General features: G+C 52.9%; 12 protein-coding genes. 2 read left to right on the top strand and 10 right to left on the bottom strand.

Annotated elements, in window-relative coordinates; translation table 11 throughout:
- Positions 1 to 41: 41 nt before the first annotated feature.
- The 10 genes from AC6I8R_RS25760 to AC6I8R_RS25715 all read right to left on the bottom strand — a co-directional run bounded on the left by AC6I8R_RS25760 (position 42) and on the right by AC6I8R_RS25715 (position 14716).
- Entirely contained in the window at positions 42 to 1256 is a 1215-nt protein-coding gene (locus AC6I8R_RS25760; RefSeq protein WP_497833256.1) for an ABC transporter permease, read from the bottom strand.
- Complete coding sequence (locus tag AC6I8R_RS25755) at positions 1246 to 1974, bottom strand: ABC transporter ATP-binding protein (RefSeq protein ID WP_497833255.1); 729 nt, start codon at positions 1972 to 1974, stop codon at positions 1246 to 1248. The genes AC6I8R_RS25760 and AC6I8R_RS25755 overlap by 11 nt, the downstream gene beginning before the upstream one ends.
- A complete protein-coding gene (locus tag AC6I8R_RS25750; protein ID WP_208726992.1) occupies positions 1974 to 3932 on the bottom strand; it encodes a vWA domain-containing protein in 1959 nt (652 codons plus the stop codon). The genes AC6I8R_RS25755 and AC6I8R_RS25750 overlap by 1 nt, the downstream gene beginning before the upstream one ends.
- Positions 3932 to 4921 (bottom strand): hypothetical protein, encoded by a 990-nt coding sequence (locus tag AC6I8R_RS25745; protein WP_497833254.1) that lies wholly within the window; start codon positions 4919 to 4921, stop codon positions 3932 to 3934. Before AC6I8R_RS25745 ends, AC6I8R_RS25750 begins: the two co-directional genes overlap by 1 nt.
- Complete coding sequence (locus AC6I8R_RS25740; RefSeq protein ID WP_497833253.1) at positions 4915 to 7608, bottom strand: virulence factor SrfC family protein; 2694 nt, start codon at positions 7606 to 7608, stop codon at positions 4915 to 4917. The genes AC6I8R_RS25745 and AC6I8R_RS25740 overlap by 7 nt, the downstream gene beginning before the upstream one ends.
- Positions 7608 to 10682, bottom strand: coding sequence for a virulence factor SrfB (locus AC6I8R_RS25735; protein WP_497833252.1), 3075 nt, complete (start codon positions 10680 to 10682; stop codon positions 7608 to 7610). Before AC6I8R_RS25735 ends, AC6I8R_RS25740 begins: the two co-directional genes overlap by 1 nt.
- Before the next feature lie 16 nt (positions 10683 to 10698).
- On the bottom strand, positions 10699 to 12156 hold the full coding sequence (locus AC6I8R_RS25730) for an SrfA family protein (RefSeq protein ID WP_497833251.1): 1458 nt from the start codon (positions 12154 to 12156) through the stop codon (positions 10699 to 10701).
- 49 nt (positions 12157 to 12205) lie between these two features.
- On the bottom strand, positions 12206 to 13348 hold the full coding sequence (locus AC6I8R_RS25725; protein ID WP_497833250.1) for a tellurite resistance domain protein: 1143 nt from the start codon (positions 13346 to 13348) through the stop codon (positions 12206 to 12208).
- Positions 13349 to 13405: 57 nt separating this feature from the next.
- Positions 13406 to 13888: a hypothetical protein gene (locus tag AC6I8R_RS25720; protein WP_497833249.1), complete on the bottom strand. Its 483-nt coding sequence runs from the start codon at positions 13886 to 13888 to the stop codon at positions 13406 to 13408.
- A gap of 87 nt (positions 13889 to 13975) precedes the next feature.
- A complete protein-coding gene (locus tag AC6I8R_RS25715) occupies positions 13976 to 14716 on the bottom strand; it encodes a YMGG-like glycine zipper-containing protein (protein WP_497833248.1) in 741 nt (246 codons plus the stop codon).
- A gap of 817 nt (positions 14717 to 15533) precedes the next feature.
- Here AC6I8R_RS25715 and AC6I8R_RS25710 point away from each other — a divergent pair.
- Both AC6I8R_RS25710 and AC6I8R_RS25705 read left to right on the top strand, forming a co-directional pair.
- Positions 15534 to 15815 carry a hypothetical protein gene (locus AC6I8R_RS25710; RefSeq protein ID WP_071783572.1) on the top strand — a complete coding sequence of 94 codons (282 nt, stop codon included), beginning with the start codon at positions 15534 to 15536 and terminating at the stop codon, positions 15813 to 15815.
- A 58-nt stretch (positions 15816 to 15873) separates the two neighbouring features.
- A complete protein-coding gene (locus AC6I8R_RS25705) occupies positions 15874 to 16065 on the top strand; it encodes a DUF6404 family protein (RefSeq protein ID WP_036626135.1) in 192 nt (63 codons plus the stop codon).
- The last annotated feature ends 68 nt before the right edge of the window (positions 16066 to 16133 follow it).

Genomic DNA, 16133 nt, shown 5'->3' with positions numbered 1-16133 from the left:
AACAATCTCCGCTAATCATCAAATAACTCAAAGGGGGGGATTCACACCTCGCGCAGACTCTGCGCAGGTTCAATATTAATGGCGCGATAAGCGCCGATACTGGCAACCACTACCGCCACGACAACGGTTATTGTCATGGCCAGCAAGCTATGCGCCCAGGTGATTCGGCACAACATCTGATCGGTCGCCTGGCTACCGGCAAGCGCCCGGTCAAAAATCTGACTGGCGATCAGATAGATGCCGTAGCCCCCGATATAGGCCAGCAGGCTGAGCAGGCATCCTTGCACAATGACATAGGCTCCCACGGCAGGGCCGGTAAACCCCAAAAGCCGCAGCACGGCAATATGTTTGCGTTTGCGATCGACGTTGGCGATAAATGAGCCAATCAGAGAGGCGATACAGCCAATCAGGGCGGTGGCGGCAATGGTATTGAAAATTAGCCCCAGCACGCGGTTGATGCTTTTCACGTTTTCAATGTCGGCGAGACGACTCGAGGTTTCGATGCGTTGTGCGCGTAGATCGCGTTCAAGGCTGGCAACGTCATCGATGCTACGCGCATATAATCTGGCACGCGCATAGCGGGTGGGTTTGTCACTTAATGGTTGCCCACTGCTCACGCCAAGGGCCGGGATCGCGTAACCGTCTCTGAAATGTTCAAGCATCAGCAGCAGGGAAGATTGGGTAAAGATTGCTGCGCGGTTGAAATAGATGGCGGGTAAAATGCCGACCACCACCAGGCTGCGTCGCCCCCATTCCTGGCGTTGATCCAGTTGACGGCTGACACGCAGAGTCACGTTATCACCGACCTTAACCGCCAGTTTCCGTGCGGCTTCCTGGGTTAACACCACCTCATTTTCCTGCTGAATCTTGAGATGACCCAATAGCGGATCACCGATATCGGTCGGAATCACTTCGGCATTTTCAATGAAATGGGTGCTGTCCACTTGTAAGTCGGTCAGCGTATTGAGCGACCGCGTCTGCCCTATGGCAAATCCCACGTCGGGACGTTGGCGTAGCTGCGCTATCCATTCCGGGTCATAGCTGCCGCTGCTCAACATTCTGATTTCGAGATTGCGCGGATCATTGGCAAGCTCGTCCTGCAATTGGCTGACAATGCCAAACTTTAAGCCGAACAGCAGCAGGAGTGGGGCAATTACCGCAACCAGAGATGACGTAATACAGAAAGAGATGATGCGGTCGTGCCACAGGTCTTTCAGTGCCAGGCGTCCCAGCAACAGGATACGGTTACAGGACAAAGTGGCTTCCCCTTTGGGATTGTTCCCCTGACAGGTCAGATGCACCAGAACCAGGCCGGGCAACTAAACAGGGTAAATTGAAACGTTGCACCAGTGGCCAGTCATGGCAGACAACCAATGCCATCATGCCTTCCTGAGCAACCAGGTCGATAAACAGGCGAAAAAGTTGCTGTGCATTGTGGGGATCCAGTGCCGCGGTAGGCTCATCGGCCAGCACCAATGCGGGACGATGCAGAATGGCACGAGCAAAGGCGGTGCGCTGCCTTTCACCGAATGACAATTGCGCTGGCTGTTTATGTAGCAGAGGTCCAAGTTTCAGCGCATCAACGACCCTGTTCAACATCGCTTTATCCGCTGGCTTGCCCAGCAGCTGGCACGGAAGCTGGATGTTGTCCAGCACGCTGAGAAAGGGAAGCAGCCCGCCATTTTGCAGCACAAAGCCCAGATGGCGCGCGCGTATCTCAGCCAGTTCGGCTTGCTGGTTGTGAGTAAGTAAGGAAGCCACATCCAGCGGCGTTTCGCCATCCAGCATAAAACGCCCAATGCTGGCCGGGCGTAACAACAAGCCAATCGCTTCCAGCAGGGTGCTTTTGCCACAGCCACTTTCGCCGGTTACCGCCATGACCTGGCCTGGCCGCAGCCTCAACTGCGGCAGGTAGACAGGATGCGCGTGATCCCCTTCACCACGCACCACACACAAGTTGTCTATGTGTAGCATCAGGGCATCATTTCCAGTGGCACCGGATAGACGCGATCGCGCGGATCGCTACCTTTGGCCAGCTCCACCCAGCGGTCAACATCGGCATTGTATTTCTGGTAATAACGCAGCTTGGTGGAAAGCGTGCGGATGAATTTCTCCTGCGACAAGCCATCCCAGCTTTTCCAGGTCTCTTCATCAAGATTCAACACGTCACTCCGATAGGGCAGGTCTGCCAGGTATTCGCCTAACACGCCGAGATCGTTGATTTTGGCGTTATCCTGCTGCTTAAGCTGGTTCGGGTCGGCACCCATAGTGGCGGCAACGGAACGTAGACGCTCAAACATTTTATTCGGCGAAATCATGCCTTCATTAGCGGCTTGCAGGATCTGGCTCACCACATCACTTAAATCGCTCAGTTGCCCTTTGGTCAGCAGTACACGAACGTCAGTGGTGGGGATGTTTTGCTTGATGAGATCGCGATCGCTGATCCAGGCCTTAAACACCAGCGGAGCCTGAGTGTCGTTCTTTTTACCCAGCCAGGCCAGCTGCATGGCATGACCAATCAGGGCAGTATCCCCCAGCAATTTCTCTTCGGGCGTCTGCTTTTTGCCATCATCTTTAGAGTAGAGTGCGCTGCCGATGGCCGGATCGCCCATATAGGCCGCTTTGACCTGCTCGGTAATGGCACCTGCCAACGTATCAACCTGTTGACCGAAGGTTTTCAGATCACCGGCATCAACGGATTGGTAGAGATTGGACTGCGTGCTGTCAAAGTTAGACAGGTCGCGGTACTGGCCTTCCGCCTTCGCATGGTCATTCTTGCCTGACGGGGTTTTCAGATGCAGGGTATAAATCGCAATCCCCTTGTTACCGGCTTCCAGGCGCAGCTGTTTCGCATCAAGCCCGGTAGACGAAAGTTTGTTGCTGCCATCAATGGCACCCGCGTCGGTGATCAATACGATGTAACGCGCGCCGAAAGGCGTCCAGTCGATGCTGTCGATTGCAGAAAGAACGCCGGAGTAAGCATCTTCATCAACCAAAGAGCTGGATACTTTGGCTTCTTTCAGGCCCGCGACTTTTTGCAGGAAATCATTGCCGTCCTTCACCTGGTTGGGGTCGGCAAAGATCTTCGAGGTGAACTCCAGGCCGGGTACGGCTTTGGTGTTGGAGCGGAAGGAAACCAGACCAAACTTAACCTGATCCTGCAAGTGTTCCTGTTTAATCTTGTCATAAATTTTGTTGACCGCTTCCTTGGTGCGATCGATATACGGACCCATCGAGATGGTGGAATCGATGACGAAAACGACCGAGGCATTAAAGCCTTTAAGCTGATTAACGTCATCGGCCTGTTTCGCGTTGGGGTCTGCCTTGCTGACAGAAGCGACGTTCAGTAAGCGAGTATAAAACCCACTCTCTGTCATGATCTCTTCGCCACTGAGGATCGGCAACAGGTAGAACTGCTTTTGCAGATCAACAAAGTATTCCGGCTCTTGCGCTAAAACACCGTCAGCATGACCGTCGCGTTTGAGATGAGCGCGCAGCGGCGCAACAATTGAGACGGGGTCCGGCGCAGAGAGAATATCATCCAGGCTTTTCTTGTCTTTAAAGAACACCAACCGGTCGCGGTTCGCCGGGTTGGTAAAGGCCAGGGTCAGCTGCATTTTCCAGTCAACGGTGCAGGACTGGGGTAACCAGCCAATGGTTTTGCCATAGCTATCTGGCCCCACTTTGACCCAGCTTTGGCCGTTCACATCCGCTTTTTGATAGACATAAAAGCTGCTAAATGCGGGTTGCAGTTGGCCCTTATCATCGCCAGCCGTCGTTGCCAGTTTGCAGCCTGGCGTCGTCAGAACCCTTTGAAATAAGGTTTTCTTGCCTTCCTGTAGCAGAGGTTTGTCTCCCTCTGCTGCCAACACCTGGCTGGTCAGAAGCAGGCCACATAACGGCAGGGCGAGCCGAAGAAAATGTCTGGTCATTATTTTCTCAGCTCCGCAAGGCGTTGTTTGGCTTTCTGATTTTCTGGATCGGTTTGCAGCACGGTTTCATACCAGTAAGCAGCGGTATCCGGGTCCGGGGTTTTGAAACATTCGCTTGGCTGGTGACCCTGGGGATCATATTCAGCGGCATAGGCGAGCGCGATCCTGGTATCACCACCCTGAGCACTGTGGGCGTACAGACGCTGGGCCACACCGCACTGCTTCGCCTGTTTGGCTGCCTGAATGATGGCCAGCAACTTGTCACTGTCGAGCTTCTGTTGTACGCAGTTTTGGACAAAATCAAGCTCGGTCTGACTTGTCAGGTTGGCGGCTGAACACGCGTTAGCATCTGCTTTGGCGGTCTCTGCCACCACCGGGGCTTCCGGTTGTTTCGCTGCCGCGGGTGGCGTGGCGTTGTCGCGTCCCATAAACCACCAGAGCGCGCCGGCGGCAATCAGCAGCACCAGCAGCACGGCGATGATGATCGGAACCAGAGACGTGTTGCGTTTGGGCCGCGCGGCTGTGGGTGTGCGAATGGGTTCATCAGGCGTGGGTTCGGCCTCAGTCTCCGGAACGGTTTCAGGTGCGGTGTCCGGTGTATCCAACACGCTACTGCCACCGTAGTGGGCGGTTTGCCCACGGGCACCAGAAGAGAACAACTCATCGCGTGCCAACTGGAGTGTGGTGATCAGGGTTTTACCGGAGGCCAACTTAGCCTGAATTTGTACCTGACTGGGGCTGGTCAGCAGGGGGTCAAGGATGTCCGGGCCGATACGGAAGCCGCTGCCATTATTGAATGCATACCCGCCATTGATGGTGAACCAGTGTGGCTCCGGGCTCCAGTGGCCGTCAGGCTGCAAGTAATTCTGCTCGTTGTTGCACAACGTAAAGTTCAGATTGGCCAGCAAGGCGTCTTCGCCACGCAGGCGAATCATCAATTGTGCAAATCCCGGCTCTGAAGGTTGGCACGGTAAAATTTTAGCTAGCATGACGGGTTCTCTTGTTTCATTTGGCCGATGATCTGGCCCAGTTGCTGATTTTGTTCAATGGAGATATCACTGGTTGCGCTGTGGCCGGCGTTGTTCAACGTGAGCGCCATTAATGCCGAGAGCCAGTCGCCCAAATAGGCCATCCCCGGTTGAGGCGCGACCGCTGTCAGTTGCGGCAATTCATCGCGGGCAAGCGTGGCCTGGCGGGCAAACACTTTCTTTTTCTCGCCAACGTAGCTGTCAGGGATTTGCGCTTCGGGCAAAGAGAGGTAGCCAAACCAGGCAATAAAGTCTCGCAGCGCCAGTTGAGCACGTTGCGTCTGGCGTGCCAGCAACTGCTCCCGACGTGTTCCCGCCTGTTCCTGACCTGCCAGCGCGCGCTTGAGCGTACCTTCCAGATCCAGACGTGTGGCTGCGGTAATCAACTCTTCACACAACAAATTGATGGTTTCACTGTTCAGCCCCAGTTGCTGCCAATACGTGGTTTGCTGCGACAGTTCTCTCAAATGCGCGACCCAGGCTTTAAAGGCCTGATGAGCGAATTCGTCATCCTGACCGATGCGTTCTGGCGTGGGTGCAATCGCGGAGGGTTGTTCCTCGACCGAATCCTGACCGAAAGGATTGCTGCCAAACGGGTTACTCCCAAAGGGATTCGCAGCAAAGGTGTTTTGCGGACGCTCAACCTCGCTGACTTGCGGCACTTGATCCTGATCGCGAATGCTCAGATAGATATTGTTCAGCTCATGAGAAGGCAGATCTAAACGACTGATCATCTCCCCCAAACTCTGCGGGCTGGCGGTTAAGCCCTGCCACAGTTCTTTGGCAATGGCTTGTTTTTTTTCTAACTGGCCGTCGCCGTCATGCTGGTACCAGCGGCCAAGGCGTTTTTCTGCGGTTTCGATGCGACATTGTTTCAGCTGCTCACGCAGGCGATCTAATTTAAACGTCAGGTGGGCGACGCCACGCAGTGCCCCGGTCAGGCGAGAAACGCCGCCATCGTTGAGCTTAAGCATCTCCTGCCATGCCTCATTGGGTGCAGCAACATGGCGTTGGACATTTTGACGGGTGACAAAGGCGCGCCCCATAGTGTCGATGATGTCCTGGTAGCGATCGGTAATCGCCACCTCTTTCAGGCTCTCCTGTCCTGGGACATTTTCAAGCTTCAGGAACGGCGTATCTATGCCTGGTTTACGTACCAGGAAACAGTTATCAAAGGGTTTGCCCGGTGACCACTCTTTCAACCACTCATACTGGGCAAAACGTTCCAGCAGAGTCATATGTATCATGCCTTCCCAGGCCTCATTGAGCTGGCTCTCCGTTTTCGTCAGATTGTCCTGGATGCGCACATCGCACATGGTAATGGCCCAGAACAGGCCAGCTTTACTTTTGGCACGTTCTTCAGCCGTTTTGCCTTGCGTCTTCTCGACCCAGCGGGTGAGAACCGGACCCACATCGGAGACGTCACTTTGTTTAGACGAGCTGGCACAGACCACCAGGGCATTCATCTCCTGATTATCGGTGTAGCGCTCAAACAGATAGGCGACTTTGCCGCGTAGCAACAGCTGCGATACCGGATTTTTACCCGACTGAGCCGCATCTTTCAGGGCGAGAAGTTTGAGGCGACCGCGATAACCGGGGAAGTCGAGTAAGTCGACCTGTTCCATCACGCTGTTTGGCGTGACCTCTGCCAGCGGGAAAATGAGCTCCGCGGTCAATGCCGCGAGCTCCGCTTGTGACAAGTGGGCGCTACCGGTTTGTTGGTTCTCTTGCCAGAAACGTATCTCGACCAGGCGATCCTGACTTGAACCGAGGCGATTCAGGCTGTCGACATTCATAATGCTGCCGTTGCTATGCTCGGTAAGCGTTTCTAATGGGGCAAACACCATTTTTGCGTGGTTAAGTTTTGCCAGCACATGGGCCAGGGAACGGTATGTTTCAGTGAGTTCCGGTTGTTCTCCCCACAGGAGAGAAAAAAGGTCTGCACGCTCATGGGGAGTAAGGGTGGGGGCGATTTTAAGCACCTGCGGCCACCAGGCATGCTCAAACTTTTCTACTGATTTTTTGAATGAATCTTTGAGGTAATCCCACAGGGCAACAACGTCCTCCCTGCTGACACCATTGTTGGCATCAGCCTTACCTGCGCGTTGCAGGAAAGGTCGCAGGCGTTCTTCGATATGGTTTTCATCAAGCTGATAAGTCAGATTTTCATGGTTGAAGTCATTGAACCAGGTATTGGCGAGGATCTTGGCCAGGTCGATTTCACTGAACAGGCGCAAAGGAACCGGATAGCCCTGCGGGGCTTCGGGCGCGTATCGGGTAAAGCGCGTGACCAGACCGGTCGCCTCTTTCCCTCCGCCAACCGGATTGACCTCTTTGATAAAGTCCACCACCTTGGTGCCATAGCGTGCTTTCAGTTCGCCATTGCTACCTGCGGCTACTGAAGAGATAAGATAAGACTTACCGGCCTGAGAGATGCCGAAGAAGCCTACCGTCATTGGCGTGCCAGAAACCTGAGAGAGGCTGTTCGCCAGATTACGGGTACGTAGCAAACTCAGATTCAGTTGGTCGGCTTCTGTGTCCAGGCGACGAGAGCCGGTGCGGACATTGTCCACCCAGCCCAGCGCATCCTGACAGCCCCGGGCGATAGCCGCCCATCCTTGTTGAAGAGTAGTTTGTTCGTTGTTCATTATTTTTTCACGCTCCCGCTATCGAGCCAGTGCCGGCTGTCAATGAGTCCTGTATCGGGCATGGTATTGAGTTCCAGCTCGACATCTTTCTTGCCGAAAGATCGGTCGGTGTTGCTGCTGACATCAGCAATGGTCAGACGATCGCTGATCAGCCCTAATTTTTGCGCAGCCTTACCTTTATCAATCGTCAGCCTGACTTTGAGATACGGAGAGCCGCTGTCGATGGATTTCGCTTTAGAGAAATTTTCACGCCCAGACTCGGTGAACCGCAGCGTATATAAGGGGGATGCAGACCAGCGCTCTGCGTCCAACTGGCGATAACCCAGGCGCAGGTCGCCGCGCATCACGATGCTTGCGGTGGTTGCTTCACCCTCATCATTCATAAATACCGGCAGGATGATTTGTCCGTCTTCAGATTTGATATCACGGTAGATAACGTCGGCATCGTGGATCAGGTTATCCATATCAATGGTGCCGATATGGCGAATGGTGGAATACGGTTTCAACGCCGAGATACGGAAATGGAAGTTGGGAATACTGTGGTTCGCGCATAATTGCGACAGCATCGCACCCACCGAGGCGGTACTTTTGGGATCGTGAATATGACCGTTTTTATGGAACGGATACCAGGTGCCGGTCTGGTAACCATGCAACGCCAGAATGCGTCCTGGAGGTAACGGCAGGTTGCGACGGACAATCGCCTGAATCCCTGGCAGCTGCGACGGTCGCCCGGTCAGCAGCAGCAGGTCACACTGGTAACAGGACAACACTTCGCACAGCGCGGTCAGCACTTTGTCGATGTTGAATTTGCCTGAGCACATATCGGTGTGCATTTTCGTCAGCGTGATATTAAGGGCAATATCCGCGAGTTTGAAATCCTCTATGCCTCCCGCCTTTTTCACTTCACGACGTACAAAACTATCAACCTCGTCACTGATGCTGTTCGCGGGCAGTAATTCACCGACGCGCTGATTGATCAGCAGATAGGTTTGCTCATTCTGCGGATCATATTGCTCATAGCGGGCAAGGAGGTGCAGCGCCAGTGGCACAAACACTTGCAGGGTCAGTTGCTGGCGCAGAACCGCTTCGGCGGCACTGATATTTTGTGAACCGCACAGTTGGGACAGCAACGTATCTACTGAACGTACATTCGCTTCACGCAGCGCCAGCTCGAAAGCCGGTAATACGTACGACTGAATAACGTCGAGCAGAATGTCATCCCCGGCAATTTTGAAGCTATCGCGGAATCGCTGGTGGGGGATGATATGCACGTTGGCGCCACCGCCGGTCACGCCATTGCGATCAAGGCGGTAATCGGTGATAACCAGATCTGTTGTGCCGCCGCCGATATCAATTGATGCAATGGTGAGGGTTTCCCGATCCTGACGGTCCGGGCGGCCAAGCGTATTGAAAAAGACTTCCGGATGACCGGCGAAGTTCTGATTGATCTCGGTGTACAGGTACACCAGTTGAGCACAGGACGCTTCATCCCACTCGACGCGGATTTTTGGCAGTGGGATCTTGATGTTGCCCTTGCTGTGTTCTTCCTTCTCATCAATATAAGGATCATTCTCACCCGCATGCCAGCGCAGTGATTTCCATACCAGGCCCACGGCCTGACGCATTCTTCCATCAAGAATGCAGCGTTCCGCCATCGGCATACCCGGTGGGACCGTCAGGATGATGTGGCGAAGTTGACGCGGAAGACCGGCATGGCCTTCACGAATACGTTGCTCGGGACTGTTGATCTGGCTGATGGCTTGCGTTAATACTTCCGCCAACATAAAGGTCATCAGTGAACTGCGGGAATAGCGTGGTGTGAACACCGGGATGCGATCCATCTCATCCTCGATGGTATGCAGGGCATCGCCTTTCTCATTAATTAAATTGGCAAAAGGAGCGGCAGTGGCAAGGGGATTGGTTTCCTGCAATGAGCTGCCGTTAAAGCGCCAGCCCTGACCATAAAATTTCTCATCCCAGAGATAGCGTTTAGGGCTGGAAAGCCCGGTAGAACCCTCGCTCCCCCGGCGGCGTGACGCTAAGCGACTGGCTTCACCCCCAATGCGGGCGATGGTTGGCCACTGGAAAGCATCGTGGCGACCGCTTCGCACGGAATAAAGGTCTTTGCCAAAAAAAGCCTGGGCGAACTCCACCTTACTTTCAAACGGGTCGATATAGATATGTTCAGGTGTGCTAAGGTCGCGCAGCTTCAGCACGTAGTTGTGCATCAGGCCGGATCCTGACTGCCCGTGATCTTCAATCAAAATGCCGCAGGTGCGGGAGTTACCCACATCAAGAATCAGATCGACCGGGATCGGTTTAATGGCGTTCACTTCACGATTGGCAATCACTTTAAACTGGGGTATCGCGATAGAGGCTACCGTTTGGGTTTGCAGGCCCTCAAGCGGTTCTGCCATCAGGGACAGCAGGTTAAGGTAGTGCGCCAGCGGATACTGCTGGGCGATCTCTTCCTCTCGATCGTCAATATCCCGCCCTTTGCTGGCTTCATTAAAGACATCGACCAGCCAATCTTTGACCCACTCCTGGGTTAAGTACCAGTTGAGCGCGTAAGTGGCAGTGGCTACTGCAAAGGTCGCACCGGCATTCACATCTTCATGATTTGGGCTAAGATCCGCAGCCGATTGTTGTTTAGCCATGATGCGGGTATCAATGGCCAGCGTCATGCGGTGCGTGTGACCATCCAGGTCAGCTTCAGGCAGTTTCACAAGGCGAAAACGCGCCCAGTTCAGCGGGCCTTCCTGGTAAATATTGGGCAAACTAAAACGGAACAGGGGCAGCGGCAACCAGACGCTGTCCAGCAGTTTCAGGCTCTGCTCAACAGGAATGTCGTACTGGCTTTGCGCCTTCTCAATTTTGTCTGGCGTCGGCTGATAGAAATAGTAATCACGCGGTTCGTTGTAAATCAGACGTGTCAGTACGCCGTTGGCGAGTTTGACAAATTCGCCCGTCCCGGCAGTCTGGCGTTTGAAGGTCAAACCGAAATCCATAAACTGAATTCCGGAGTCGCCGACCAGAGTGACCTGGCGATCAAAAGAAACAATTTCAGGCAACATAATCTATTCGTCCCTGTTAAGAATGGGTTTGCAGCATACGAATGGGGAAGGTTTTATCTCCCTCATTCTTGCCGACACAATCGGTGTGACCAGCCGCGGGCGCTTTGCACTCTATGGTTGGGCCAATAAAGTTTGAGTCATCGGTACACTTCATCTGCTCAGGATTTGTAATATTGAGCGCGCCTTGTTGCACATTGCCTTTAGCCGCACCGGTACAGGTGACGCCATTGGACTGACGGACGCTGACGGTGCCTGCGCCTTGCTTGAAGTTGTATTGCAACTGCAACGGACGGCCGGTGAGTTTGTCCTGGATTCCGCCGTTAACTCGCCACTGCCCGTTCAGAAACTGCGCAGGTCCATCAGGTAACGTACCAGGAAGCGTCAGTGGTTGACCCTGCACGGGTTGGACGGGGGGCACGCTATTGGGCGTGACCGCAGGATTTTGCGGCGCAACGTTTTGTGGTTCTGGCATCACGGGTGGTGTAGTTGTCGCGGCGGAATCAGGTGCTGGCAGCTCACGGGAGTCCGGCAGTGCCGGTGCATCTGATGTGGAGGTATCCGCCATCGGCGGCTCATCGACACTCCCTGTACCGGTTTGATTCACCTCAGCGGTGCTCGCCACTGCTCCACTGCTGGTCGCATCCGTACTCCCCGCAACAGGAGAGCCGGAGTTGGCTGAAGGATTGACCGCCACGTTTTGGCTGTTGTCCAGGTTGCCGACCGGTTCGCTATGGTTATTCTCAGCGGATAATTTCGGCAGTCCCGGCAGGGAAAGCGACGGAACGCAGCCACGCAGTAATCCCAGAATTAGCGCCAGAGCCAGCAGTGCGACCAGCAGCCAGAGTAACCATCGCCAGTTCCATTTCCGCCGTTGGGTGTGTGTCACCGTCTCAACGGTGTGAACAGCCGTTGGAGCCGCTTGCGCCAGTGGCTGGGTGAGGGGGGCGACGGCTTTTGGCTCGGGTACTGAGCTGGGTTGCAGCCAGTGCATCGGGTTGCTCTGCTCACCTGTTGGATGGACAAAACCCCAGAAGGTGATCACCAGCACGCCGTTAACCAGATAAAGAAAATCATCATCGGGGAAGTTAACGACGGATTTTAATAACTGAGCGAATACCCGCCGATCGCCGCCTGCCCCGCTGTTCTCAGCGTTCAGCATCTGCTCACTCAACGCCTGAACCGCCATCTGGAATCCGGTGAACTGCTGACGTGCAGAGGCGCGCTCGCTTTCCGTGGCACTGCGCCAGGGAATGACATCGCCTGCAAAGCTGCTGTACCAATCTGTACGATCGCCACCTTGCTCATTTTGCGGGATGGCAAGATGGCGGGCTAAATCGCGCCCGGCATCAAGACGGTAAATAGCTTCACGGAGTTGAAAGGCCATCTTAAACACCGGATAACCCGTCTCCCCCAGCGCCTTAAAAGACGAGTTGTTTCCGGTACGTAACAGTGGTCCCTGAATCGAATTTCGCATTGTCTAAACCTTGTAGGGCTGTTAATTAACGCAAGTCAGATGACGGTGGCTAATTTTTGCTGGCGCCAGGCGTCCATTCAAAATTCCAGCCATAGTGCTTAGCCAGTGACTCCCGGTCCGGGAAGAAGCTGTTAAGCCGCTCAACTTTGAGGTCGCCATCGACGTTTTTTATTCGCGCGATCGCCGCAACTTCATTGCGTTCACCGCTATTGACCAAAGTGGTTGAGATAGGTGGCTGATTCGGAACAGAGAGCGTGATCGTGGCATCCAGTCCCTGCCAGTTGTTCGCGCCGCCGTAAATGAAGCTGTAGATCAGTACCTCATCAATCTCCTGCCATTGGCTGCCGTTGATGAACAGCCATTCGCCATCTTTGTTGCCGCCATCGCGCAGATCTTTTTGCAACAGCATGAAGGGGGCTTTTTCATAGTCACCCAGGTATTTACTGAGTGCCTCAACACCGGTGTTCCTGCCATTTTTCAATTTAATGAACGCGGCAATATCCAGATCGACCGGTTGGTGATTCTGACCTTGCTGCCAGGTCAGATTGACTTTGATACGGCCGAAGTCGTTTGTTTTAGCGAGGCTGACGCTGGGATTATCCTGCGTTAACTCGGTCTTATTTGGCGAGGCTTCGCCAACTGCCGCAGGTGGCGTGTGCTGTACCGGAAGGGCAGCATCGGTGCGGTGGTGATAACAGAACCACCACCATGCGAGAGCAATCAGCAGCAATAATCCCAGCAGCAACCAGGGCAGGAATCTCCACCGCCTCGCTGGTGGTGGCACCTGAGTCAAGGGAGCCGGTACCGGGATGGCCCAATTGATTAATACCGGCTCGCCACCGACGCTATAACAATCCAGATCCTGTGAATGGGTGAGCAGCGTTTGCAATGCCTGAGCCGGTTGGGTTTCCCCACGCGCGGTAAGCTGGTCAATTAAGCCCGCGACCGTGTCCTGATACTGCTGACGCTTACGCTGAGTTTCGATTTGTTCGGTGTCGCTCAGTGCTGACAGCGGAGTGGCAAGACCTTGTCGCGCTGTCCACCACTCCAGATTCCCTTCGGCGCTTCGACGTGCAGTGGCATAAAGCAGCGCGAGGGAAGGCGGAAGATAACGGTGAATAATCGCAACCGTTTCTTCATAGGTGGCGAGGGTGGCATCATCAATTTGCGCTGATCTTGTTAATCGTTGCATAGCCCGGATTCGTGTTTGTCGTTATTAGCAGCAGATGCTGATTGGCCAGGTGGCGCATTATTGAAGTGCGTTAGCTTGCTCAAGTTCGGCGACGCGTGCTTTGGCTGCGGCAATTTTCTTTTCAATGACCGCGACTTCATCTGCGCTGTTGGCCTGCTGAGACTGACGCTGCAACGCTTCCAGTTGCTTAATTTCTTGCTGGCGTTGCTGGTTATTGCCCTTGCTCGATTTGAGCTTTTTCAGTGTCTGCGCCAGATCAGAACGTGCCGCTTTCAGCCTGGTTTGTTCATCTGCCAGCTTCTGACTGGAGGTTTGCTCCCTGATTTGGGTATCGGAGAGATTTTGTTGAGCAATTTTATTGTCCCGCTGACTTTGCAGCACATGGCGCTCTTGCTCGTCGACTTTTTGTCTATATCCACCAGAAGTTGTGCAGCTCAACTTGGTGAGAAAGCTGGGATCCTGAGCATGCAAATCGCAATCCTGAGGAGATGTGGCACATCCGGCGAGTAACAGGGAAGTGACTAATACATAAATTCTCATAAGGGCGTCCATGAATTGAGAGTGCTGTTCGAAATGTGTTCAGCAATAAATCTAAACAGGGCCGATAATAATATCGGCCCGTCATTATCAACCTAATGAAATAGCCTGGCGTTGGCTGTACAAGCCATTCGCTTCAGATTCCAGCGCGGTAATCTGGCCATTGAGTTCGCTATATTCGGTGTTCAGTTGTTTCAGCTTGGCTTTATCTGCCGCTGTGCTGGTGGTCTGTCCCTGCAGCGCGACCTTAATAGCGTCGCTTCTTTCTTTCATATTTTTGATTTTGTTTTTCATGAAGCTGGTATTGGCATCAACCTGCGCCAGTTCTTTTTTGGCACTGGCTTTATCAAAGCCTGCTTTGTCTTTCTGGATGCTAATTTGGGTCAGGGTCGCGCTGTTATCACTGATCACCGCTTTCATCGCTGCGGTAGTTTTGGCGATATCTGCGGTATCTTTATTGATGTCTTTATCCATCGCTTGCAGTCGATCGGCGGTGGTGGCGTAATCTTTTTTCAGACTGTCCAGGTAATAGTTGGTCGCTACACCGGCAGCACAACCGGCAGCACCGCCCACAGCGGCACCCACCAACGCTTTTTTGCCATTTCCGGCCAGAGCCCCTGCCAGAGCACCAATGCCTGCACCCGCCAAAGCCCCCATGCCACAGCCCTGGGCTGCTGAACTGCTAAATAATTGGGATTGTTCGCCACTGGTCAGTCGGGGATCGGGTTTGGTGCTGGAGAGCAGGGAGCTTCCGGTATTAGCACAACCACCAAGCAGAAGGGAAAGAGAAACAAGCAGACAGGTAGTGCTACGTTTAAACTTATTCGACATCTTTTTTCCTTAAATGGTCGAATGGATCAGCGCTTAATGAGTGTGCTGTCCATAGACACTTTTGCTGTTAAAATTTTAAATCAGGATTTGACTGTCATCTGTTAAGGCAAATCCGTGGCGATACATCTCACAGGTGCAGATAAACCTATTTTCTGGAGTGTTCGCTCTTCTCTGAAACCAGATGAGATACGTCGCATCTATTTCCGGAGAGGTTATCGGCGTGTTTGTTGAAATCTTTAGTATCAGAGAAGAAATAGTCGTGTTGTTTTTTTCACCAAAATACAAGGAGCAGTCCTAACCCAATATCCCAAAAAGAATTGCATAGCCAGAGGTTGGAAAACCTCAATGCCAATCGGGAATATTCGTCGAAACAGATGCAAAAGCATCTTTAATTTTCATCGTTGCCGATAGGGATTTTTTTTGTATTTAACTTAAAAAGGAAAGTATTTCAAGACACGATCCATGCTTAATTTCCTTCAGAGGTCAGTGAAATCAACCTGATATGATTAGTATTCTATAGGCTGCACGAGTAGGTATGAAACAATATATTTCAATACAACTAAATTATACACTTTCCCACACCTTACACTTTCTTTACGCATTAACATGACATGTGAGGCTGGATTGCGCTGTTTTCCAGATGAATGTTCTGATGTCAAGGTTGCACAGGGTTAGCAACGTGCTCAATTGGCATTAATTTTATCGCCAATAAGGACCGCTGGTCCGATGTCAGGTGTTACCGCAACAGTGTGTAAGCCTTTTATAAGCCCCGTTTTTATGTTCTCCTGTTTGTATTCATCGCAATAAGGACATCAGCATGAAAATCTACTGGTCACTCAGAAGCATCCCCGAGCTATCACAACTTTCTTCAAAAGAGTGTGGCAAACGCTGGAACGATATCTATACCTCAACCTTTCGGCACTGGGAAACATGGGTCGGGCTGCTACTCTGTGCACTGTTATCCGGCGCGGGCGCAAAATTATTGGGTTTCCCCGGAGTTATCGTCATGGGAGCGATTGGCGGCTTTGTTTATAGTCAAATTCTCATTCACGTTGCCCGCAAATATTACAGACATCGTTTGCTGGGTGAACCAGGCTGAGACTTTTAGAAAGTGGTCAACATCCGACAGGAACAACAGATAAAATCAGGGAGGTGTTATGAAGCATTATGTGATTGAATTCGTCTTTAGCGCGGTATGCTTTTCCGTGCTGTGGGGCATGGCCATGTGGTTTGCGCTGTGGAAAAAAGCAGGGATTTCATCCCGAAAAGCGGTCTGCATATCCCTCATTTCAGGCCCGCTTTACGCATCCGGAGTTTTTCTTCTGAGGTATATCAGGCATCTTTTTTGACGTAAATGCAGTATGGCTTCATTGACCTCATCTGACAGGGAAGTAATACCGACGTGTCATACGCGTTG

Source organism: Pantoea sp. X-Soil-OKNW-713 (genome assembly GCF_059730685.1).
This window is presented reverse-complemented; position numbering and strand designations above follow the sequence as displayed.